Origin of the sequence: Tessaracoccus caeni (assembly GCF_029211185.1) — a bacterium.
In the GTDB taxonomy this organism is placed as follows: Bacteria; Actinomycetota; Actinomycetes; order Propionibacteriales; family Propionibacteriaceae; genus Arachnia; species Arachnia caeni.
This window is the reverse complement of record NZ_JARGDO010000005.1, coordinates 54,044-75,641: the sequence shown is the minus strand read 5'-3', so window position 1 is coordinate 75,641 and position 21,598 is coordinate 54,044. Positions and strand designations below refer to the sequence as shown.

Below are 21,598 nucleotides of genomic sequence, written 5' to 3'. Positions count from 1 at the left end.
TGGCGCCGGCTCCCCGCCGGTGCGGCCCTGACTTTCTTCCCCGTAGCCAGGTACCGCCGGAAGGGAACCCGCATCAACGACACCACCACCCACCACCCACAGAAAGGACCGGATAGTGCCCGAAACGTCCACCATCCACGTCCCGGTGCTGCGGGAGCGGATCGTTGAACTTCTCGCCCCCGCGCTGCAGCGCCCGGGCGCCGTATACGTCGACGGCACCCTCGGCCTCGCCGGCCACGCCGCGGCCATCCTGCGGGCCTGCCCCGAGGCGCGGCTGATCGGCATCGACCGCGACCTCGACGCGCACGAAGTGGCGCGAGAGCGTCTCGGTGAGCTGGCTCCGCGCGCCACACTGGTGCATGCCGGCTACGACGAGCTGGCCGACGTGCTGGCCGACCTGGGGGTAGCGCGAATCGACGCCATGCTGCTCGACCTGGGGCTCTCGTCGCTGCAGATCGACCGGCTGGACCGAGGCTTCGCCTACCGCGCCGATTCGCCGCTCGACATGCGGATGGACGCCACCAAGGGCATCACCGCCCAGGACGTCCTGAACCAGTACTCCGAGCGGGATCTCACCCGCATCCTCGCCCGCTACGGCGAGGAGCGCTTCGCCGGGCGGATCGCGCGCGCCATCGTCGCGGGCCGCCCCTTTGAGAGCTCCGCGCGTCTGGTGGAGACGATCGGCGGTGCGATCCCCGCAGCCGCCCGTCACACCGGCGGGCATCCCGCCAAGCGCACCTTCCAGGCGCTGCGCATCGAGGTCAACCAGGAGCTGGAGGGCCTGCGCACGGTCCTTCCCGCGGCGCTCTCCGCGCTCGCGGTCGGCGGGCGGCTGGCCGTGCTGTCCTACCACTCGCTGGAGGACCGGATGGTCAAGCGCGCCATGGGCGAACTGGCCACCGACCGCGCGCCGAAGAACATGCCGGTCGTTCCTTCGCATCTGACGGCGGAGTTGCGGCTGTTGACCCGAGGGGCGGAGCGTCCCTCGGCTGAAGAAATCGTTGAGAACCCCCGGGCCGCGTCGGCGAAGCTGCGGGCCGCAGAACGGATCAGGGAGGAAGCATGAGTGCTGCCACGGTCGAGCACGATCTCAGCGCTGTCGCGGAGGCGAAGGCGCACCCCAAGCTGTCTGTGGTCGAACGCCCACAATCGACGGTCTCCGTCCTTGGCTTCGCCCTGATGATCCTTGCGCTCGTGATCGCGGGCCTGGCTATCGTGATGGTGGTGACCACCTCTGTCGCCCAGCAATCGCGAGAACTGGCCAAGCTGACCACTCAGTCGACCGAACTCGGATACCAGGCCGCCTCCTTGACCACCGAACTCCAGCAGCGGTCCAGCGCCCCCTCCCTTGCGCTCCAGGCCTCGCGGCTGGGCATGGCGCCCAACCCCTACCCGGCCTTCATCTCCTTGAAGGACGGCAGCGTGCTCGGTGAGCCCGTCCCGGTGAAGGGCGACGAGCTGTCCTTCCTGACGACCGTCACCCCTGATGCGCCGCTGCCGGGCGCTGAGACTCCGGCACTGCCGGAGGTCGACGGATGAGCGCCGCTTCGCGGGGCCCCAAAGGCTCCGCGAACCGACCCATCACGTTGCGCCCCAAGGCCGCGGGTGCGCGGCCAGCGAAGAAGGATCCCGTCAAGGAGGCCCCCGCCGGCAAGCCCGATCCGCGCGCCTCCAGGCCTCGCCCCCCGCGACCCGACGCCCAACGTCCCGCGCCGCGCCGGCACCGTCGGAGGGCGAGGCTTCAACTCGGCCGCCCCACGGTGCGCATCAGGGCGCTTCTCGTGGTGTTCGGCGTGCTCCTCTCCGGCATCGCCGTGCGGGGCTTCATGCTCCAAGCCCTGGACAGCCAGGCCTACGCGTCGACCGCCGCCGAGCGGATGCAGCGCACCGTCGAGTTGGAGGCTGCCCGCGGCGCGATCGTCGATCGCAACGGCGTCGTCCTCGCCGAGACCGAGCCGGCGATGGTGGTGAGCATCGATCCGTACATGATCAACACCAATGGTGCCGACGAGCGCTACCCGATGAGCGAGAACAAGCAGGAGGAAGCGAAGGCCGCGCCGCATGCGGTCGCCGAGATTCTGGCCAAGCACCTGGGGGGCCGGCCCGAGACCTATCTCGAGCTGATCTCCAAGAAGTTCCGGGACGACGGCAAGACGAAGAACCAGTACGAGCTGGTCAAGCGGGCCGTTCCCGCGCACACCTATACCCAGCTGCAGGCCGATATGAAGGCCGGCATCGACGGTGACGGCGAGCGCCCCTGGTACGGCGTGTTCGGCGATCCCGATCCCATCCGGGTCTACCCCAACCGCAGCGTCGCGTCGAATGTGGTGGGCTTCATCAACGCCGAGCGGGAGGGTGCCGCAGGCCTCGAGTACGCGCTGAACGACAAGCTGACCGGCGTGCCGGGCAAGGCCACCTACGAGCGCTCCACCTACGGCCGGATCCCGCTGGGCACCAACGAGCTGATCCCGCCGCAGGACGGCGCCTCCTTCCAGCTCACCCTCGACAGCCAGATGAACTGGTTCGCCGAGCAGGCCCTGGCCGAGGGGGTCGCCAAGGCGGGGGCCTCCACCGGCATGCTGGTGATGCTCAACGTGAACACCAGCGAGGTGCTGGCTCTAGCGAACTACCCGTCCTATGACGCCGCCGATCCCGGCGCCGCCGACACCGACGACCTGGGCAACCGCGTCGTCACCGAGGCCTACGAGCCCGGATCGGTGCAGAAGGTGCTGACCATGGCGGCGCTGGCCGACCAGGGCCTGGTGGAGCCCGACCTCGCGGTCGACGTGCCGGCCCGCATCCCCTCCGGGTCCGGCTACGTGCGCGACTCCTTCAGCCACGGCCACATCAAGCTGACGGCGCGCGGGGTGATCGCGCAGTCGTCGAACATCGGCACCATCAACCTCGCCCGGCAGATGCCGAAGGCGCAGCTATCCGAATACCTCTCCTCCTTCGGCCTCGGCGCCAAGACCGGTCTGGGGCTGCCCGGCGAGACCACCGGCTCGCTGCCCGGTCCGGACATGGCCGACTACACCCGCGACCAGATCTCCTTCGGGCAGGGCCTCTCCGTCAACGCCATCCAGATGGCCGCGGCGGTGGGGGCGGTGGCCAACGGCGGCACCTATATCCAGCCGACCATCATCAAGTCGGCCACCGAGGCCGACGGCACCCCGATCGAGCTGCCCGAGCCCAAGACCCATCGAGTGGTCTCCGAGGAAGCCTCGGCCGCGACGCTGAACATGATGGAGGCCGTGATCTCCGAGATGGGCAACGGCTCTCGGAAGATCGACGGCTACCGCACCGCCGGCAAGTCGGGCACGGCCCAGCGCTACGACCCCGACTGCAAGTGCTACAACGGCTTCACGTCGTCCTTCGTCGGCGTCGCTCCGGCGGAGGATCCGCAGATCCTGGTCTACGTCGTGCTCGACCAGCCCAAGAACGGCAACCTCGGCAGCAAGCTGGCGCTGCCCGTCGTCAACAACGTGCTGAAGTTCGCGCTGCCGCGATACAACGTGTTGCCGTCGACGACGGAACCGCCCGGCGGAGCGTTGGAAGCCGATGAGTGAGTCGGCCGCGCCCATCCGTCCGGAGTCGTCGGCGCCGGTAGGTCTCGACGAGATCGCTCGCCTGGTCGGCGCTGCGGCACCGGCGTCCTCGATCGCGGTCAGCGGGATCACGGCGGACTCTCGGGCCGTCATGCCCGGCTGGCTGTACGTCGGGCTGCCGGGCCTGCGCACGCACGGGGCGCGCTTCGCGCTCCAGGCCGAGGGCTTGGGTGCTGTTGCCGTGCTCACCGACCCCGACGGGGCCGCGCACGCGAGTGATGTCGGCCTTCCCGTGCTGGTGGTCGACGACCTGCGCGCGGCGATGGCGAAGGCCTCGGCAGCCATCTTCGGGCGTCCGTCGGAGCGTCTCGCGATGCTGGGCGTGACCGGGACCAACGGCAAGACCACCACCGTGGCGCTCCTGCACGCCGGCCTGGCCGCCGCCGGCCGCACCGCCGGCACCATCGGGACCATCGGGTTCCGGCTGGGGGCCGAGCCGCTCGTCTCCAGCCGTTCGACGGTCACCACGCCCGACTCGCCCGATCTCCAGGCGCTATTGGCCGTGATGGCGGAACGAGGCGCGGACGCCGTCGCGCTCGAGGTTTCTTCGCACGCGCTGGCCCAGCAGCGCGTCGACGCGATCGCTTTCGACGTGGTGGCCTTCCTGAATCTCGGGCGCGACCACCTGGACTTCCACCGCGACCTGGAGGTCTACTTCGAGGCCAAGGCCCGGCTCTTCGAGCCGGACCGCTCCGAGGCCGCCGTGGTCTGGGTCGACGATCCCGCCGGGCGCACCGTCGCCGACCGGATTCGCGCCGTGGGCCGCCCTCGGTTGATCACCGCGGGCACCGGTGCGGACGTCGACTACCGCCTGGGCGAGGTGTGGGAGTCGGGGCGGATGGGCACTGCGGCCGAGGTGTTCGTGCGCGACGAGCGCGTCGAGCTGACCATCGCCCTGCCCGGTCGCTACAACATGATCGACGCGGTGGTGGCGCTGGCCATGCTGGAGGCGGTCGGGGTCGCGCGGGGCGATGCGCTGCGGGGGCTTTCGGGCGCGCAGGTGCCCGGCCGGATGGAGACGGTCGCGCTGGATGGCGACGACGCTCCGCTCGTCGTCGTCGACTTCGCTCACACTCCCCAGGCGGTGACGGCGGCCTTGCAGGCGCTGAAGGGCCCGGGACGGCTGATCGCCGTCCTCGGCTGCGGCGGCGACCGCGACGCGGACAAGCGTCCCTTGATGGGCTCCGCCGCGGCCTCCCTCGCCGACGTGGTGATCGTCACCGACGACAACCCGCGCAGCGAGCCGCCCGAGGCCATCCGAGCAGAGATCCTCGAAGGAGCACGGGAGACAGCCGAGACAAGCGGCGCCGCCGTCCACGACGTGGTGGGACGCGGCGCCGCCATTCGATGTGCGCTGGAACAGGCCGATGGGCGTACGGTGGTGGCCGTGCTCGGAAAGGGCCACGAGCGGGGACAGATCCTCGCGGACAGGATCGTCGACTTCGACGATCGAGTCGAGGTGCGTAAGGCGTGGCGCGAACTCTCCGAGTCGCGCTCGCATGGGGGAAGGGGATGACGATGCGTCAGCGAAGCATTGTCGAGTTGGTGGCTCTGATGGAGCCGGAGCCGGTAGAGCTGTTCGGGGAGGATGCCCTGGTGGGGCCGGATGTGGTGATCGACAACCGCGCGGCGACGCCCGGGGCGGTCTTCGTCGCCATTCCCGGCGAGCGCGTCGATGGGCATCGGTTCGCCAAGGCGGCCGCCGAGGCCGGTGCCGGCGCGGTGATCGGCACCTCCGTCACCGACGCCGAGATCCCCCACATCCTGTGCGCCGACTCCGTGCAGGGCCTCTCGGCGCTTGCGCGGGGGCTGGTGCGGGAGCAGCGGACTCGCGGCATGCTCAGCCTCGGCGTCACCGGATCCTCGGGCAAGACCAGCACCAAGGATCTGCTCGCTCAGATCCTGGAGTCGGCCGGCCCCACGGTGGCCCCCGTCGGCAGCCAGAACAACGAGATCGGCGTGCCGCTGACGGCCTGCCGCATCGACGACGACACCCGCTTCCTGGTCAGCGAGATGGGCGCTCGTGGCGTCGGCCACATCGCCTGGCTCACCTCGCTGGTGCCGCTGGACGTCGCCGTCGTGATCAACGTCGGACAGGCGCACATCGGAGAGTTCGGGGACATCGATCAGGTGGCGGCGGCCAAGTCCGAGCTGGTGGCGGATCTCCCCGAGAGCGGCTGGGCGGTGCTCAACGCCGACGATCCGCTGGTGCGGGCGATGGCCGAGCGCACCCCCGCGCGGATCGCCTGGGTGGGCGAGTCCGACCTGCCGGATGGCGAGCTGCGCGTCACGGCGCGCGAGGTCACCCTCGACGCGCTGAGCCGGGCCTCCTTCGAGCTTGTGGTGACCACGCCGTCGGGCACCGAGACCGCCCCCGTCGGTTTGAAGGTGGTGGGCCGGCACAACGTGGGTAACGCGCTGAGCGCGGCGGCGGCGGCGCTGGCCGCAGGCCTGACCGTCGCGCAGGTGGCGGCGGCCCTGAGCGAGGCCGAGACCCGCTCTGCGTGGCGGATGGCGCTGGCCGAGCGCGAGGACGGCGTACTGGTGCTGAATGACGCCTACAACGCCAACCCCAACTCGATGGAGGCCGCGCTCGCCACGCTGGCTCAGCTCGTGGCGGCGCGACGCTCCGAGTACCCGCAGGCTCGGGCCGTGGCGGTGCTGGGCGACATGCTGGAACTCGGCGAGGACTCAGCCGTGCTGCACCATCAACTCGGCCTGCGCGCCGGTTCTCTGGCCGAAGCGGAGGTGTTCGCGATCGGTGAGTTCGCGGCCGACGTGGTGGCCGGCGCGAAGGATGCAGATGTGCCCGCGAGGGTGACCACCCGCGACGAGGTTGCGGCTCTGCTGGACCTCCGGCCGGGCGATGTGCTGCTGATCAAGGGCTCTCGTGGAATAGGGCTGGAACGCGTCGCGGACGAAGTGATGGGTAAGGTGACCCGGTGATCAACATCCTGCTGGCAGGTGGCCTGTCACTCATCTTCACGTTGGTCGGCACGCCCCTGCTGATCAAATTCCTCACCCGACGCCAGTACGGCCAGTTCATCCGCGAGGACGGACCCACGTCGCACCACGTCAAGCGCGGCACCCCCACCATGGGCGGTCTGGTGATCGTCACGGCGGCGGTGCTGGCCTACTTCGTGACCCACCTGGTGCGCTGGCAGGCGCCGACGCTGTCGGCGGTGCTGGTGCTCGGCCTGATGGTGGCGATGGGCTTCCTCGGCTTCCTCGACGACTGGTCCAAGATCTCCCACGAGCGCAGCCTCGGCCTGACCCCGCGGGGCAAGCTGATCGGGCAGTTCGTGATCGGCGCCGGCTTCGGTCTCCTGGCGCTGAACTTCAAGAACGAATGGGGCCTGACCCCGGCCTCGCCGGCGATCTCCTTCCTGCGCGACATTCCGGCGCTGACGTTGCCGGTCGCGCTGGCGGTGGTGTGGATCACGCTGCTGATCATGTCCTGGTCGAACGCGGTGAACCTCACCGACGGGCTGGACGGGCTGGCGGCCGGCTCCGCCACCCTGGTCTTCACGGCCTACCTGATCGTGAACTTCTGGCAGTTCAACCAGTGGTGCTCGCTGACTTCGCGCGCGGGGCCGCGCTGCTACGAGGCCCGCGACCCGCTCGACCTCGCCATGGTCGCGATGGCCATGCTGGCGGCCTGCGGCGGCTTCCTCTGGTGGAACGCCAAGCCGGCCAAGATCTTCATGGGCGACACCGGCTCGATGGCGATCGGCGCCGCCCTCGCCGGCCTGTCGATCATGAGCCGCACCGAGCTGCTGCTCGTCGTGATCGGCTTCCTGTTCGTGATGGAGGTCGGCTCGGTCGCGCTCCAGGTGGCCTACTTCAAGTCCACCGGCGGCAAGCGCATCTTCAAGATGTCTCCCATCCATCATCACTTCGAGCTCAAGGGCTGGGACGAGGTCACCGTGGTGATCCGGTTCTGGATCATCTGCGGCGTCTTCGTCGCCGCCGGCATGGGCCTCTTCTACGCGGAATGGCAGGTGGTCGGACGATGACCAAGGACTGGATGAACGACGCCGACCGCCACTCCGACTGGGCCTCCGCCAACGTCGTGGTGGCCGGCCTGGGAGTCTCGGGCTACGCCGCGGCCGACGGGCTGGTCGACCTGGGCGCCAACGTCACGGTGCTCGACGAGTCCGAAGCCCACGCCGACAAGGCCGCCCTGCTGGAGCACCTCGACGTCACGGTGCGGCTCGGCAAGGGCAGCACAACGACGCTGCCCGAGGGCACCGACCTGGTGGTGACCTCGCCCGGTTGGCGGCCGACCGCTCCGCTGCTCGCCCAAGCCGCCGCGGCGGGGATCCCGATCTGGGGCGAGACGGAGCTGGCGTGGCGCATGCAGCAGCCCGACCGCGTCGTTCCCTGGCTCGCCGTCACCGGCACCAACGGCAAGACCACCACCACCCAGATGCTCACCGCCATGTTGGAGGCCGACGGCCTCCGCGTCGCCGAAGTGGGCAACATCGGGCGGCCCATCGTCGAGGCCGTGCTGGACGAGCACACCTACGACGCGTTCGTCGTCGAACTCTCCAGCTTCCAGCTGCACTGGATGAACTCGGTGAAGCTGCACTCGGCCGCCGTGCTGAACCTGCATCAGGACCACCTGGAGTGGTACGCCGATCTCGGCGGCTATGACGCCTACGTCGCCGACAAGGCGCGGATCTACGAGGGGGTCAGCCACTCCTGCGTCTACAACGTCGAGGAGGAGACCACCGAGCACCTCGTCGAGGACGCCGACGTGCAGGAGGGCGCCCGCGCCATCGGGTTCACCCTCGGCATCCCAGGCCCCAGCATGCTGGGCGTCGTCGACGACCTGATCGTGGACCGCGCGTTCGTCGCGCAGCGCCAGACCTCCGCCTTGGAACTGGCCAAGGTCAGCGACGTGCAGCCGTTCGCCCCGCACAACGTCGCCAACGCCCTGGCCGCGGCGGCGCTGGCCCGCAGCTTCGGCGTGAAGGCCAAGGCCGTCGGCCAAGGACTGCGGAACCTCCAGCTGGCGGGCCACCGGATCCAGAAGGTGGCCGAGCGCGACGGCATCTCGTTCGTCGACGACTCCAAGGCCACCAACCCCCATGCCGCCAACTCCGCCATGAACGCCTACGAGTCCTTCGTCTGGATCGCCGGTGGGCAGGCGAAGGGAACCAGCTTCGACGAGCTGATCGAGCGACATCGCGCCTCCATGCGTGCCGTGGTGGTGCTGGGCGTCGATCGTCAACTGATCGCCGACGCGATGGCGCGACACGCGCCCGAGGTTCCCGTCACCGTGCTCGATCGCACCGATAGTGGGGTGATGGACGAGGTGGTGCGGTTGGCCGCCGAGACGGCGCGTCCCGGAGACGTGGTCCTGCTGTCGCCCGGATGCGCCAGCTTGGACATGTACGCCAGCTACTCGGCGCGAGGGGATGCCTTCGCCGCCGCAGTGGATCGCTACCTGACCGCCTCGTGACCATGCCGATGACAGGACACTAGAACGAGCCGAAGAGAAAGGAGCCGACCGATGGCCACTGAGGCACCCCCGCGGCCGAAGGCCGGCGGTCAGCTCCGGGCATTGTTGACGGCGCCCCTCGCGCCCCACTACCTGATCATCGCGAGCGTCGGCATCCTCGTCTCCATCGGCTCGCTGATGGTGCTGTCGGCCTCCTCGGTGCTCGCGCTGTCGAAGGCCGAGAACCCGTACTACTACTCGCTGCGGCAACTCCTGTTCCTCGCCATCGGCTTGGTGGGCTGCGTCGCGCTGGCCCGGATGAAGGCCGTGACGATACGTGGCCTGGGCTGGATCGCCTGGGCGGTCGCCGTCGTGCTGCTGATGCTGGTGCTGACGCCCATGGGCCACGTGTGGCAGGGCAACCGGAGCGGCCTGAACCTCGGCCCGGTCCGAATCCAGCCCTCGGAGCTGGCCAAGCTGGCGCTGATCGTATGGGGCGCCGCCATCTTCCATAGGAAGCGCCGGGTGCTGCACGAGCCGCTGCAGCTGATCTGGCCCTTCCTCCCGCTGGGCGGCCTGATCATCGCCTTGGTGCTGGCGGGCAAGGATCTCGGCACCGGCCTGATCTTCGTCGCCATCATGTTCCTGATGCTCTGGCTGGTGGGGACGCCGATCAAGCTGCTCGCCCTGCCGACGATCCTCGGCGCCGCGGTGGTGGCGGTCTATGTGATGGGCTCCGAGAACCGGATGAGCCGCATCCTGATCTTCCTCGATCCGCAGTCCAACACCGATCTGTCGTCGCAACCCATGTCCGCGCTCTACGCCCTGGCCTCCGGCGGATGGTGGGGCATGGGCCTCGGCGCGTCCCGGCAGAAGTGGGGCGGCCTCAAGGACGTCGCCCATTCCGACTTCATCTTCGCCGTGATCGGCGAGGAGCTGGGCCTGTTCGGAGTGCTGCTCGTGCTGGCCATGTTCGGCCTGCTGGCCTACGCCGGGCTCGAGGTGGCGATGCAGTCGGACAAGATGTTCAACCGCGTGGCCGCCGGCGGCATCGTCGGCTGGTTCCTCGTGCAGGCCCTCATCAACATCGCCGTCGTGATGCACCTCCTTCCGGTGCTCGGCGTCACCCTTCCCTTCGTCTCGTACGGCGGTTCCTCACTGCTCGCTAACCTGTTAGGCGTCGGGGTGCTGCTCTCGTTGGCCAGGGACACCCCGGCCGCGCGGCGTATGCTCGCGCGCCGCAAGGGCGCCAAGCGCCCGCGGATGACCAGCGTGATGGCCGCGTCGAGGGGAGAGTAATGACCAGCGTTGTGCTCGCCGGCGGAGGAACCGCCGGCCACACGTCGCCGATGATCGCCACCGCGAAGGCCTTCGAGGCCATGGCCCCGGGGTCGTCGGTCGTCTGCATCGGCACCCCCAGGGGACTGGAGACCCGCGTGGTGCCCGCCGCCGGCCTGGAACTGGCGCTGGTGCACCCGGTGCCGCTGCCGCGCAAGCCCGGCCTGGAGATGCTCAAGACGCCGTTCAAGCTCGCGCTGTCCACCGGGCAGGCCGTCCGGGTGCTGAGGAAGGCCAAGGCCGACGTGCTGATCGGCTTCGGCGGCTACGCCTCCACTCCCGCTTATCTCGCGGCCTGGCTCTGCCGGGTGCCGGTCGTGGTGCACGAGGCCAACAAGCTCGCCGGCATCGCCAACAAGGTGGGTGCGCGGTTCGCGAAGTTCGTGGGCATCACCTTCGCCGCCACCCGGATCCAGGGCGCGCAGCTGGTCGGCATGCCGATGGCCCGCTCCATCACGCACCCCGTCGTGGGCCGTGAGGAGGCCCGGCGCTTCTTCGGGCTCGATGAACACCGCCCTACCCTGCTGATCAGCGGCGGATCGCAGGGCGCGCTCGCCCTCAACCAGGCGACGCTGGACGCCCGCGAGACGCTGCTCGCCGCCGGCATCCAGATGCTGCACGCGATCGGCCCCAAGAACTTCACGGAAGACGACGTCGTGGTGGAACACGCCAGCGGCGCGCGCTACGTGCCCGTCGAGTTCATCGACGACATGGCGGTGGCCTACTCCGCCGCCGACCTGATGCTGGGGCGTGCCGGCGCCGGCACCGTGATGGAGACGGCCGTCTCCGGCCTGCCCGTGATCTTCGTCCCGCTGCCCTGGGGCAACGGGGAGCAGGGCAAGAACGCCGCGGAGCTGGTCGCGGCCGGCGGCGGCATTCTGATCCCGGAGACCGAGCTCACCGCGGAACGCCTCGCCACCACCGTGCGCGGCCTCGTCGACGAGCCGGGCGCGCTGGAGCGGATGGCTAAGATCTGCCGCGACATGTATCCCTCCGACGCCGCCGAGAACCTGGCTCGCGTCGCACTCGACCTCGCACAGCGCTGATGAACGGAGTCAATCCATGCTCGTAGAACCGATCGAGGTGCTCCCCGCCGACCAGGTGGGGCCCGTGCATTTCATCGCCGCCGGGGGATCGGGCATGAGCGGCATCGCCAGGCTCTACGCGCAGCTGGGGGTCGTCACCTCAGGATCGGACCAGAAGGACTCCACCGCACTCCAGGGGCTGGCCGAGGTGGGCGTGCGCATCCACGTCGGGCACGATGCGTCGCAGCTCGGCGACGCCGAGACCGTCGTCATCTCGTCGGCCGTGCGCGAGACCAACCCCGAGCTGGCCGAGGCCCGTCGCCGAGGCCTGCGGGTGTGGCACCGGTCAGCCGCCCTCGCCGCGCTGATGCTCGGGAAGCGGGGCGTGTCCGTGACGGGCACCCACGGCAAGACCACCACCACCGCGATGACGGCCGTGATGCTGGTCGCCGCCGGCTGCGACCCCAGCTACGTGATCGGCGGCCCGCTGTCGGCCACGGGCTCCAGCGCGGAGCTGGGCACGGGCCCTGCCTTCGTGATCGAGGCCGACGAGTCCGACGGCTCGTTCATGCAGTACCCCACTGAGATCGCGGTGATCACCAACATCGAGGCCGATCACCTCGTCAACTGGGGCACCCCCGAGAACTACGCGGCAGCCTACCGGCGTTTCGCGGGCCAGCCGGGCGTCAAGTCGGTCGTGATCAACGTCGACGATCCGGGCTCGCGTGCGCTGGCGGACGAACTCGCCTCCACTGATAAGACCGTCGTGCGCTACGGCCTCGCCGAGGATGCCGACGTGCGGGTCAGCGATGCCAAGGCGCTGGGCACCGGCATCAGCGCCACCCTCAGCTACGGCGACGAGTCGGGCCGGCTGGTGCTGCAGGTGCCCGGCGACCACAACCTGGTCAACGCCTCCGCCTCCTACGCCGTCGGACGTCTTCTCGGCCTGAGCCACGACGACGCCCTCACCGCAGTCGGGGCCTATGTGGGAACGCTTCGGCGCTTCCAGCTGATCTGCGATCTCGACGGCGTGCGCGTCTACGACGACTACGCCCACCACCCCACGGAGATCCGCGCGGCCCTGACCGGCGCCCGGGTGGCCGTCACCGCCAGCAACGAGGAGAGCGGAAGGCAGGGGCGGCTGATCGCCTGCTTCCAGCCCCACCTGTACTCGCGCACCATCGACTTCGCCAGCGAGTTCGGCGAGGTGATGACCCTGGCAGACATCGCGGTGATCAACGACATCTGCGGCGCGCGCGAGGATCCGGTGCCGGGAGTCACCGGCCAGCTCGTCGTCGACGAGGCCATCAAGCACGGCGCGAAGGAGGTGGTCTACGTGATCGACAAGTACGACCTTCCCGCGGCGCTGAACGACATCGCGCGTCCCGGCGACCTGATCATCACCCTGGGCTGCGGCGACGTGACCATCGTCGGCCCGCTGCTCGCCGACCTGCTCGCCGAGCGTCCCGGCGCGGTGCGGTGACCACGACGCCGAACTCCTTCGGTGCGCTCAAGGCCACGGAACAGGCCCGGCGCCGCCGGCGTCGTCTCATCGCCGCCGTCGTGGCGGGAGTCGTGCTGCTGCTCGTCGGCGTCGCGATCTGGGCGTTCTGGTTCTCGCCGCTGCTGGTGGTGAAACGGGTCGAGGTGTCAGGGGAGTCGCTGCTGAGCAAGGACGACGTCGTGACCGCCGCCGGCGTGGCGTCGGGTCTGCCCCTGGTGCGGGTCGACCTGGGTGCAGTGGAGGCCCGCGTCGGATCCTTGAATCCGGTGGCCTCGGTGGCGGCGTCGCGCTCGTTCCCGGACGCGATCGTCGTCGAGATCGTGGAGCGGGAGCTCGTCTTCGTGCGCAAGAGCAGCGAGGGCTACGTCTGGGTCGATGAGGACGGCGTCGAGTTCCATACCGACGCCAAGGCCCCGAAGGGTGTTCCCGTGGCCCAGCTGGGTGACGCCGAGACCAGGCTGCTGCGCGACATCGCCACGGTGGTGAGCAACCTGCCCGACGCGCTGGACGGCCAGCAGATCACCATGAACAACCCGAGCGTCGACAAGATCGTGTTGACCCTGCCGGAGAACCGCGAGGTGGTGTGGGGCAGCGCCGACGACTCCAGCCTCAAAGCCGACGTTCTGGCAGCCCTGCTGAGCGTGGAGGCGCGCGTCTACGACGTGTCCGCGCCGAACCACCCGACCACGAAATAGCGGGGCTCGACCAAGCCTGAACCAAACCCTCAACCTGAACTTCAGGTGAAAACGGCTCAGGATCGTGTCTCGTTGGACGCCGGCCAAGCCCAGCCCATAACCTCTGGGTGAACAATCGGGGTTGTACCGGAAGGCGGAACATGGCCAGCGCATCTCAGAATTACCTGGCGGTCATCAAGGTGGTCGGAGTCGGCGGCGGTGGCGTGAATGCCGTCAACCGGATGATCGAAGCCGGACTGCGTGGCGTGGAATTCCTCGCCATCAACACCGATGCGCAGGCGCTGCTGATGAGCGATGCCGACGTCAAGCTCGACATCGGCCGTGAGCTGACCCGCGGCCTCGGCGCCGGCGCCGATCCCTCCAAGGGCCGTCAGGCCGCAGAGGATCACGCCGACGAGATCGAGGAGTCGCTGCGCGGCGCCGACATGGTCTTCGTGACCGCAGGCGAGGGCGGCGGAACCGGCACCGGTGGCGCCCCGATCGTCGCCAAGATCGCCCGCTCGCTCGGCGCCCTCACCATCGGCGTCGTGACCCGCCCGTTCTCCTTCGAGGGGCGTCGTCGCTCCACGCAGGCGGAGTCGGGCATCGAGGCGCTGCGCGACGAGGTCGACACCCTGATCGTCATCCCCAACGACAAGCTGCTGCAGATGACCGACCACCAGGTCGCCATCCTCGACGCCTTCAAGCAGGCCGACCAGGTGCTGATGCAGGGCGTCTCCGGCATCACCGACCTGATCACCACGCCGGGCCTGATCAACCTCGACTTCGCCGACGTGAAGTCGATCATGAGCCAGGCGGGCTCCGCCCTCATGGGCATCGGCTCCGCTCGTGGTGAGGATCGCGCCCGGGCCGCCGCCGAGATGGCCATCTCGTCGCCGCTGCTCGAGGCCAGCATCGACGGCGCGCACGGCGTGCTGCTCTCGATCGCCGGTGGCTCCGACCTTGGCCTGTTCGAGGTCTCCGCCGCCGCCGAGCTCATCGAGCAGGCCGCGCACGACGAGGCCAACATCATCTTCGGCACCGTCATCGACGATGCCCTCGGCGACGAGGTGCGGGTCACCGTCATCGCCGCCGGCTTCGACGGGGGGCAGCCCACCAAGCGCCCCACGGTCCGCACCGAGCCGCGCCTCTCGTCGCAGGCCCGTCCGCAGCAGACCGGAGCGATCTACACGCCCGTGACCAGCACCCCGCCCGCCGCGGCCTACACGCCGCCGCCGGCCGAGCCGGTCGCCCCGAGCGCTCCTCCCGCCGCTCCCGCCTTCGACGACGGGCTCGACGTTCCCGACTTCATGAAGTAGGAAATTCCGCCAGCAGGTGCCACCTGCTGGCGGAATCTCTAAATGGTCGCGGCTCCGGTATGTCGCGTCCGTGATGGGGTCACGGGCGCGCTAACCTCGTGACCAACCGAGCTTAAGGAGAGGCATCGTGGGACTACGAAGGGTAGGCGAGTGGATCGGCCTCGTCGTGGACGACCGATACCGCGACGACGAGTCCCATGACGGCGTCGTGGGTGAACTCACCGAGGACGTCTACGTCGACGAGCAGGTGCAATATGAGGAGAGCAGCGTGACTCCATTGCCACAGCCGCAGCAGCGCAACCGTCTCGCCCCCGTGGCCGAGCCGGAGGTCGCCGACCTGAGCCGCATCATCTCGGTGCGGCCGCGTTCCTTCAACGAAGCGCGCGTGATCGGCGAGAACTTCCGCGACGGGATTCCCGTCATCATGAACCTCTCCGACATGGAGGAGGGCGACGACCGCCGTCTGGTCGACTTCGCGGCGGGCCTGATCTTCGGTCTGCGCGGCAACATCGAGCGTGTGTCGGCCAAGGTCTTCCTGCTGTGCCCGCACAACCTGGTGGTCGGCCCGGAGGACAAGCAGCGGATCGCCAGCGGCGGCTTCTTCAACCAAAGCTGAGTTTCAGCTCAAACTGAGGGGCCTGTTCCCGCCTGGTCCGCCCCGTCGTCTGCGGGTGCTTGACGCCACGAGCTACGCTAACCTGAGATTTCGATAAACAAGACCGTCTCGGTCGGGCCGTTGGCCGGGCCTCGGGCGAGAAGTTGGAGCAGACATGAGCTTGACGCTGGACGAGGTAGCCCAGATTCGCTTCCGCATGGCGCGGCGAAATGAGAACGGTTACAAGGTCACCGACGTTGACCTGTTCATCGACAAGGTCGAGGAGACCTTCCGCCAGTTCGAGAACGAGCGCGACCTCATCCGCCGCGAGCTGGAGTCCCTGCAGTCGTCCGCGATCAGCGGCGACGCTCCCATCGATGACTCTGAGCTGCAGTCGCTGCGCGAGGCGCTCGCCGCCCGCGACGGCGAACTCGAGGAGCTGCGCGCCGAGATCGAGCGCCTGAACACCCTCAACGCCAGCCTGTCCGCCGGCACCGACTCCGAAGACCAGGTCAAGGAGCTCAGCGCCCAGAACCAGCAGCTGCGCAGCCAGCTGGCCGACGTGCGCGCCCAGCTGGATCAGGCCCACGCCCAGCGCATCGCCAGCCACGCCGACGCTCCCACCGAGCAGCTCGTCGTCACCACCAGCCAGGAGGCGGCTCCCGCCGTCACCCGCTTGCTGCAGATGGCCACCGACCAGGCCACGACCCTCGTCGCCGAGGCGGAGATCGAGGCCAAGCGCAAGCTGGCCGAGGCCGAGCAGCGCGCCAGCGAGATCAAGACCGACGCGCAGGCCCACGCCGACCGGATCGAGTCCGAGGCTCGGTCCAGCGCCGAGTCCATGACCTCGGCGGCCGAGGGCCGCGCGGCCGAGGTGGAGCAGGAAGTGAGCGTGCGCCGCGAGGAACTCCTCGCCGAGCTCGAGCGCGAGCAGAAGTCGCTGACGCAGAAGGTGGGCGCCCTGCGCGATTTCGAGGGCGACTACCGCACCAACCTCACCAGCGTGTTGCAGACGCTCCTCGAGAATGTCACCCAGAGCAAGGCCGAGCCGGAGGACGTGCCTGAGCTGGCTCAGCCGTCCGCGACCCCGAGGCTCGATGCCCTAGCCGAGTGAGGCTCCGGAGAACCTCTGCATTGTGAGAAACAGGCCGGCGTTGCGCGTCGGCCTGTTTTAGAGGTTCCGCAGGTAGGTGGTGCCGTAGCGAGGACGTGCTGGATGGATGATCTGGCAAGGCGGAGAACGAAACCTGCATTGGGTATGCCGGTGAGTTGGACAACGTAGCCAGGTCGCCAGCCAGTGCGCCGCAGTAGGTGCCACCTACCTGCGGAGTCTCTTATTTTCATCAATGTGGTGTAGCCTCGCCGGACAGCAATCCACTCGGTTGTCTGAAATTCAAGATGTAAGGATCAGTCCGCCACAATGTCGTCAAGGAAAGCCGAGTCCACGGATGTCGTGCTTCCCGTTAGGGAAGGCGAAGACCCCTGGACCCCAGAAGAGGTCGCCGAGCAGCGCGCCGAGTTGGTCGAGGAGCTGGAGCGGCTCGAGAAGCGCATCCGGGTGACCGAAGCCGAATTGGCGAGTCTCCTCAAGGGCGGTACCGACGGTGCGGGCCGCGACCCGGCCGATGTCGGCTCGAGCAACTTCGAGCGCGATCAGGAGTTGTCGCTGGCCGCCAACGTGCGTGAGATGGCCGAGCAGCAGCGCCTCGCGCTGTCCCTGTTCGACCAGGGCGAGTACGGTCTGTGCGAGGTGTGCGGTCAGCCCATCGGAAAGGGACGCCTGCAGGTGTTCCCCCGGGCAACGCTCTGCGTCGCGTGCAAGCAGCGTGAGGAACGACGCTGAGCCGTAAGCCACCAGGGCTGCCTCTGATCTCGCTGGGGATCTGGTTCCTCATGCTGGGAGTGGACCAGATCACCAAGGCCGCCGTCGTCGCGCGCATGGAATGGGGCGAGAGCGTCGAGGTGCTCGGTTCTCTTCTCAAGTTCACCCTGGTGAGCAATCCCGGTGCCGCCTTCGGCCTCGGCAGCGGCACCACTCTGGTGTTCTCGGTGTTCGCGGTGCTCGTCGCCGTGGGCCTGCTGGTCTTCGGGCTGCCCCGGATGACGCAGACGTGGCACGCGGTGGCGCTCGGGCTGATGCTGGGCGGGATCACCGGCAACCTCTACGACCGGATAACCCAGCCGCCGTCGTTCATGCGCGGCCACGTCGTCGACTTCTTCCAGCTGCCGTACTTCGCGATCTTCAACGTCGCCGACATCTGCATCACCAGCGCGGCCGCCCTCATCATTCTGATGTCCTTCCGGGGAGATCGGGCGGAACGGGCAGCGGCGGCGTCGGCGGCGGAGGCCGCATGAGCGTCTTCCTCCTGCCCGACGGCCTCGCGGGCGAGCGGCTCGACGCCACGCTCGCCCGGGTGAGCGGGTACAGCCGTTCCCGGATCGACGCCCTCATCGAGGCCGGCGCGGTACAGGTGAACGGTACGACGGCGACGAAGGGCTCGGCCCGGGTCGCCGGGGGAGAGCTGGTGGAACTCGACGACGCCGCCAAGCCCACGGCCCCCACCGTCAGGCCGCAGCACGCCGACGGCATGAGCATCGTGCACGAGGACGCCGATCTGGTGGTCGTCGACAAGCCCGCGGGAGTGGCCGCACATCCCAGCCTCGGCTGGGAGGGGGGCTCCGTCGTCGAGCACCTGGCGTCCGTGGGCGTGCAGGTGTCGACGTCGGGAGCGGCAGAGCGACAGGGCATCGTCCAGCGCCTCGACGTGGGAACCTCCGGCCTGATGGTGGTAGCCAAGTCGGAGGGCGCCTACAGCATCCTCAAGCAGGCCTTCCGCGACCGCGAGGTGAACAAGATCTATCACGCGCTCGCCCAGGGCCACCCCGATCCGTTCGAGGGGACCATCGAGGCGCCGATCGCCCGCCACCCCGGTCACGAATGGAAGATGGCGATCGTCGAGGGCGGGCGGCACAGCGTCACCCACTACGACACGCTGGAGGCGCATCGCAGCGCGACGCTGCTGCAGATCCACCTCGAGACCGGGCGGACCCACCAGATCCGCGTGCATCTCTCCGCCATCGGTCACCCGTGCGCGGGTGATCCGCTGTACGGCGCGGATCCGGTGCTGGCGGAGCGACTGGGCTTGGTGCGTCAGTGGCTGCACGCCGTCGAGCTGGGCTTCGTCCACCCGCGCAGCGGAGAATGGGTGAGCTTCACCTCCGACTACCCGGCAGATCTGGCGAACGCGTTGGAAATCGTCCGCCAAGGATAGGCCCGTCGGTAACAGGACGTTCACACTGGTCGGGTACGATTACGCCGTGCGTAGAGCAAAGATCGTATGTACCCTTGGCCCCGCTGCGGAGAAGACCGAGCGCCTGATCGAGTTGATCGGTGCCGGCATGAACGTCGCTCGGCTCAACATGAGCCACGGCGACTATGACGAGCACGCCGCTCGTCTGCGCAACGTGCGTGAGGCCTCAGCTACCCTCGGCCAGCCCGTCGGCGTCCTCGCCGACCTGCAGGGCCCCAAGATTCGTCTCGGCCGTTTCGAGAACGGTCCCGTCCAGCTCGAGCCCGGAGCGACGTTCACCATCACCATCAACGACGTCCCGGGCACGGTGGAGCGCTGCTCCACCACCTACAAGGGCCTGTGCGGCGACGTCAAGCCCGGCGACGACATCCTGATCGATGACGGCAAGGTCGGCCTCCGCGCCATCGAGGTCACCGACACCGAGGTCGTCTGCCGTGTCGTCGTTCCCGGCCCCGTGTCCAACAACAAGGGCATCAACCTGCCCGGCGTGGCCGTGTCCGTCCCGGCCCTGAGCGAGAAGGACGAGCGCGACCTGCGCTGGGCCCTCGCTCAGGACATCGACATGATCGCCCTCTCCTTCGTGCGCAGCGCCGACGACGTCAAGCGCGTGCACGAGATCATGGACGAGGAAGGCCGACGCATCCCCGTCATCGCGAAGCTGGAGAAGCCTCAGGCGATCGACAACCTGCAGGACATCGTCGACTCCTTCGACGCCCTGATGGTCGCCCGCGGTGACCTCGGCGTCGAGCTGCCCCTGGAGGACGTGCCGCTGGTGCAGAAGCGCATCATCAACGCGGCGCGCCGCTGGGCGAAGCCGGTGATCGTGGCCACCCAGATGCTCGATTCGATGATCGCCAACCCGCGTCCCACGCGTGCCGAGACCTCCGACGTCGCCAACGCGGTGCTGGACGGTGCCGACGCGGTGATGCTCTCCGGCGAGACCTCGATCGGTGCCTTCCCGGTGGAGACCGTCTCCACCATGGCGCGCATCATCAAGCGCACCGAGGAAGAGGGCCACAACCAGATCCATCACATCGACTGGGATCCGCACACCACCGGTGGCGTCCTGGCCTATGTGGCCAACGATGTGGCTCAGCGGATGAACGCCCGCTATCTCATCGGATTCACCAAGTCCGGCGACACCGGCTCGCGGCTGGCTCGGCTCCGTTCCGACATCCCGCTGCTGGTGTTCACCCCCGACGTGTCCACCCGTCAGCGGATGACCCTGACCTGGGGTGTGCGCACCATCATCACGCCCACCTTCGGCGATCAGGACAAGATGGTCGAGTACGTGGAGAACTTCCTCCTGGACAACGACATGATGAAGATAGGGGAGCGCGTCGTGATCCTGTCGGGCTCGCCCATGGGCCTGCCCGGCAAGACCAACAACCTGCGCGTGCTGCGCGCCAAGGAACGCGGCTGACGCTCGCGGGAGCACAGCGATGAGGGCCGGACGCCATGTGGCGTCCGGCCCTCACCTTTTCTGTGGTGCCCGGGAGGGGAGTCGAACCCCTACGGCCTTGCGGCCAGACGGGTTTGAGCCGTCCGCGTATACCATTCCGCCACCCGGGCCTGCCCTAGCGCATCCACTAGGGCGAACATCATTGTGCCATAGGTCCACGGAACTTTTCTCCAGGGGGAATTTGTTGCGGAGACGCGATAGGATTTGCGCGGGGCAGATCGACGAGAAGCCCCAGTAGACGTTTAGGAAGAGACAGTGCATGAGTAAGAAGAAGCCAACCGTGCTCGTTGCCGAGGACGAGGCCCTGATCCGTCTTGATCTCGTCGAGCTCCTCGGAGAGGAGGGTTACGAGGTTGTCGGCCAGGCAGCTGACGGCGAGGAAGCCGTGGAGCTGGCGCGCAAGCTCGTGCCCGACCTGGTGATCATGGATGTGAAGATGCCCAAGATGGACGGGATCGCGGCGGCGGAGGTGATCGCCGAGGAGCGCATCGCGCCCATCGTGATGCTCACCGCCTTCAGCCAGCGCGATCTGGTCGAGCGGGCGCGCGACGCCGGCGCGATGGCCTACGTCGTCAAGCCGTTCGACGCCTCCGACGTGGTGCCCGCCATCGAGATCGCGATGGGCCGGTTCGCCGAGCTCAAGGCGATCGAGGACGAGCTGGCCTCCTTGGAGGAGCGCTTCGAGTCCCGCAAGATCATCGATCAGGCCAAGGGCATCCTGCAGAAGGATCTGGGGCTCACCGAGCCCGAGGCCTTCCGCTGGATCCAGAAGACCGCGATGGATCTGCGCAAGTCGATGCGCGATGTCGCCGAGGGCGTCATCAGCCACAACAAGAAGAAGTAGGGCTCGGCACCTCTCACCCGCGCGCCGGCAGGTCGACCATCTGACAGGTCAGCCTGCCGGTCGCCGTTACCCGGCCTTGATCGTCGGTGAGCGTCACTTCGTAGATGGCCAACCGTTCGCCCAGGTGGATGGCGGTGGCCACACCCGTGACCATCCCGGAGCGCGCGGAGCGCACGTGGGTCACGTTGAGGTCGACGCCCACCCCGGCGCGGCCTCTCGGACGTCCATGGGCATAGGCGCCCATCGACGCCAGCGATTCGATCAGCACGCCGTTGGCGCCGCCATGCAGCAGCCCGAACGGCTGCTGGTTGGCCTCGACGGGCATGACGCCGCATACCCGCTCGGGGGTGAGCTCGGTCAGCACGATGCCCATCTTCTGGTCGAGCGGGGAAACCATGGGCACGGCCCAGTCGGGGAGAGTCATGTGCCGAGCCTATCGATCTCATACTGTCGGGGCGGACCGATAGGCTCGTGG

19 protein-coding genes, 1 tRNA gene and 1 pseudogene are annotated in these 21,598 nt (G+C 68.5%); 19 read left to right on the top strand and 2 right to left on the bottom strand.

All coding sequences use genetic code 11. The annotated features are described in order from the left end of the window. Positions 1–115 precede the first annotated feature (115 nt). From rsmH to pyk, 18 genes and pseudogenes are all read left to right on the top strand, one after another. Positions 116–1,066 carry a 16S rRNA (cytosine(1402)-N(4))-methyltransferase RsmH gene (gene rsmH / locus P0D62_RS06075; protein ID WP_275701734.1) on the top strand — a complete coding sequence of 317 codons (951 nt, stop codon included), beginning with the start codon at positions 116–118 and terminating at the stop codon, positions 1,064–1,066. Then, positions 1,063–1,539 (top strand): hypothetical protein, encoded by a 477-nt coding sequence (locus tag P0D62_RS06070; protein WP_275701733.1) that lies wholly within the window; start codon positions 1,063–1,065, stop codon positions 1,537–1,539. The genes rsmH and P0D62_RS06070 overlap by 4 nt, the downstream gene beginning before the upstream one ends. After that, positions 1,536–3,566, top strand: a complete 2,031-nt coding sequence (locus tag P0D62_RS06065) for a peptidoglycan D,D-transpeptidase FtsI family protein (protein WP_275701732.1) — start codon at positions 1,536–1,538, stop codon at positions 3,564–3,566. Before P0D62_RS06070 ends, P0D62_RS06065 begins: the two co-directional genes overlap by 4 nt. Beyond that, positions 3,559–5,121 (top strand): UDP-N-acetylmuramoyl-L-alanyl-D-glutamate--2,6-diaminopimelate ligase, encoded by a 1,563-nt coding sequence (locus P0D62_RS06060; RefSeq protein WP_275701731.1) that lies wholly within the window; start codon positions 3,559–3,561, stop codon positions 5,119–5,121. Before P0D62_RS06065 ends, P0D62_RS06060 begins: the two co-directional genes overlap by 8 nt. Before the next feature lie 2 nt (positions 5,122–5,123). Further along, the gene (locus P0D62_RS06055) at positions 5,124–6,551 is read left to right on the top strand and encodes a UDP-N-acetylmuramoyl-tripeptide--D-alanyl-D-alanine ligase (RefSeq protein WP_275701730.1); all 1,428 of its coding nucleotides are present in this window, start codon (positions 5,124–5,126) and stop codon (positions 6,549–6,551) included. Further along, positions 6,548–7,621 carry a phospho-N-acetylmuramoyl-pentapeptide-transferase gene (mraY, locus tag P0D62_RS06050; protein ID WP_275701729.1) on the top strand — a complete coding sequence of 358 codons (1,074 nt, stop codon included), beginning with the start codon at positions 6,548–6,550 and terminating at the stop codon, positions 7,619–7,621. Before P0D62_RS06055 ends, mraY begins: the two co-directional genes overlap by 4 nt. Continuing rightward, the gene (gene murD, locus P0D62_RS06045; RefSeq protein ID WP_406708230.1) at positions 7,600–9,072 is read left to right on the top strand and encodes a UDP-N-acetylmuramoyl-L-alanine--D-glutamate ligase; all 1,473 of its coding nucleotides are present in this window, start codon (positions 7,600–7,602) and stop codon (positions 9,070–9,072) included. The genes mraY and murD overlap by 22 nt, the downstream gene beginning before the upstream one ends. A 51-nt stretch (positions 9,073–9,123) precedes the next feature. After that, a complete protein-coding gene (gene ftsW, locus P0D62_RS06040) occupies positions 9,124–10,350 on the top strand; it encodes a putative lipid II flippase FtsW (RefSeq protein ID WP_275701727.1) in 1,227 nt (408 codons plus the stop codon). Continuing rightward, positions 10,350–11,435: an undecaprenyldiphospho-muramoylpentapeptide beta-N-acetylglucosaminyltransferase gene (murG, locus tag P0D62_RS06035; protein WP_275701726.1), complete on the top strand. Its 1,086-nt coding sequence runs from the start codon at positions 10,350–10,352 to the stop codon at positions 11,433–11,435. The genes ftsW and murG overlap by 1 nt, the downstream gene beginning before the upstream one ends. Positions 11,436–11,451: 16 nt before the next feature. Further along, complete coding sequence (gene murC / locus P0D62_RS06030; protein WP_275701725.1) at positions 11,452–12,897, top strand: UDP-N-acetylmuramate--L-alanine ligase; 1,446 nt, start codon at positions 11,452–11,454, stop codon at positions 12,895–12,897. Continuing rightward, the gene (locus P0D62_RS06025; protein WP_275701724.1) at positions 12,894–13,613 is read left to right on the top strand and encodes a cell division protein FtsQ/DivIB; all 720 of its coding nucleotides are present in this window, start codon (positions 12,894–12,896) and stop codon (positions 13,611–13,613) included. The genes murC and P0D62_RS06025 overlap by 4 nt, the downstream gene beginning before the upstream one ends. 140 nt (positions 13,614–13,753) lie before the next feature. Then, a pseudogene (gene ftsZ, locus P0D62_RS06020) lies at positions 13,754–14,696 on the top strand (cell division protein FtsZ); the annotation flags it as partial. 339 nt (positions 14,697–15,035) lie between these two features. Next, positions 15,036–15,527 (top strand): cell division protein SepF, encoded by a 492-nt coding sequence (locus P0D62_RS06015; protein ID WP_275701857.1) that lies wholly within the window; start codon positions 15,036–15,038, stop codon positions 15,525–15,527. 154 nt (positions 15,528–15,681) lie between these two features. Then, the gene (locus P0D62_RS06010) at positions 15,682–16,620 is read left to right on the top strand and encodes a DivIVA domain-containing protein (protein WP_275701723.1); all 939 of its coding nucleotides are present in this window, start codon (positions 15,682–15,684) and stop codon (positions 16,618–16,620) included. Positions 16,621–16,926: 306 nt separating this feature from the next. Then, complete coding sequence (locus P0D62_RS06005) at positions 16,927–17,349, top strand: TraR/DksA family transcriptional regulator (protein WP_275701722.1); 423 nt, start codon at positions 16,927–16,929, stop codon at positions 17,347–17,349. A gap of 50 nt (positions 17,350–17,399) precedes the next feature. Further along, complete coding sequence (gene lspA / locus P0D62_RS06000; RefSeq protein ID WP_275701721.1) at positions 17,400–17,861, top strand: signal peptidase II; 462 nt, start codon at positions 17,400–17,402, stop codon at positions 17,859–17,861. Next, on the top strand, positions 17,858–18,778 hold the full coding sequence (locus tag P0D62_RS05995) for an RluA family pseudouridine synthase (RefSeq protein ID WP_275701720.1): 921 nt from the start codon (positions 17,858–17,860) through the stop codon (positions 18,776–18,778). Before lspA ends, P0D62_RS05995 begins: the two co-directional genes overlap by 4 nt. 46 nt (positions 18,779–18,824) lie before the next feature. After that, the gene (gene pyk, locus P0D62_RS05990) at positions 18,825–20,240 is read left to right on the top strand and encodes a pyruvate kinase (RefSeq protein ID WP_275701719.1); all 1,416 of its coding nucleotides are present in this window, start codon (positions 18,825–18,827) and stop codon (positions 20,238–20,240) included. A 63-nt stretch (positions 20,241–20,303) separates the two neighbouring features. On the opposite strand, the gene P0D62_RS05985 is transcribed toward pyk, so the two are convergent. After that, a tRNA-Leu gene (locus tag P0D62_RS05985) sits at positions 20,304–20,389 on the bottom strand. 149 nt (positions 20,390–20,538) lie between these two features. Here P0D62_RS05985 and P0D62_RS05980 point away from each other — a divergent pair. Continuing rightward, positions 20,539–21,123 (top strand): ANTAR domain-containing response regulator, encoded by a 585-nt coding sequence (locus P0D62_RS05980; RefSeq protein WP_275701718.1) that lies wholly within the window; start codon positions 20,539–20,541, stop codon positions 21,121–21,123. Between the two features lie 13 nt (positions 21,124–21,136). On the opposite strand, the gene P0D62_RS05975 is transcribed toward P0D62_RS05980, so the two are convergent. After that, complete coding sequence (locus tag P0D62_RS05975; RefSeq protein WP_275701717.1) at positions 21,137–21,547, bottom strand: PaaI family thioesterase; 411 nt, start codon at positions 21,545–21,547, stop codon at positions 21,137–21,139. Between the last annotated feature and the right edge of the window lie 51 nt (positions 21,548–21,598).

Bases quoted from the DNA above. Each gene is read 5' to 3' on its own strand.
- murC (WP_275701725.1), top strand. From the start codon at position 11,452: ATGCTCGTAGAACCGATCGAGGTGCTCCCCGCCGACCAGGTGGGGCCC.
- ftsW (WP_275701727.1), top strand. From the start codon at position 9,124: ATGGCCACTGAGGCACCCCCGCGGCCGAAGGCCGGCGGTCAGCTCCGG.
- lspA (WP_275701721.1), top strand. From the start codon at position 17,400: ATGCTGGGAGTGGACCAGATCACCAAGGCCGCCGTCGTCGCGCGCATG.
- P0D62_RS06070 (WP_275701733.1), top strand. From the start codon at position 1,063: ATGAGTGCTGCCACGGTCGAGCACGATCTCAGCGCTGTCGCGGAGGCG.
- murG (WP_275701726.1), top strand. From the start codon at position 10,350: ATGACCAGCGTTGTGCTCGCCGGCGGAGGAACCGCCGGCCACACGTCG.
- P0D62_RS06055 (WP_275701730.1), top strand. From the start codon at position 5,124: ATGCGTCAGCGAAGCATTGTCGAGTTGGTGGCTCTGATGGAGCCGGAG.
- P0D62_RS06065 (WP_275701732.1), top strand. From the start codon at position 1,536: ATGAGCGCCGCTTCGCGGGGCCCCAAAGGCTCCGCGAACCGACCCATC.
- P0D62_RS06060 (WP_275701731.1), top strand. From the start codon at position 3,559: ATGAGTGAGTCGGCCGCGCCCATCCGTCCGGAGTCGTCGGCGCCGGTA.
- P0D62_RS05995 (WP_275701720.1), top strand. From the start codon at position 17,858: ATGAGCGTCTTCCTCCTGCCCGACGGCCTCGCGGGCGAGCGGCTCGAC.
- P0D62_RS05980 (WP_275701718.1), top strand. From the start codon at position 20,539: ATGAGTAAGAAGAAGCCAACCGTGCTCGTTGCCGAGGACGAGGCCCTG.
- P0D62_RS06010 (WP_275701723.1), top strand. From the start codon at position 15,682: ATGAGCTTGACGCTGGACGAGGTAGCCCAGATTCGCTTCCGCATGGCG.
- murD (WP_406708230.1), top strand. From the start codon at position 7,600: ATGGCAGGTGGTCGGACGATGACCAAGGACTGGATGAACGACGCCGAC.
- P0D62_RS05975 (WP_275701717.1), bottom strand. From the start codon at position 21,547: ATGACTCTCCCCGACTGGGCCGTGCCCATGGTTTCCCCGCTCGACCAG.
- P0D62_RS06005 (WP_275701722.1), top strand. From the start codon at position 16,927: ATGTCGTCAAGGAAAGCCGAGTCCACGGATGTCGTGCTTCCCGTTAGG.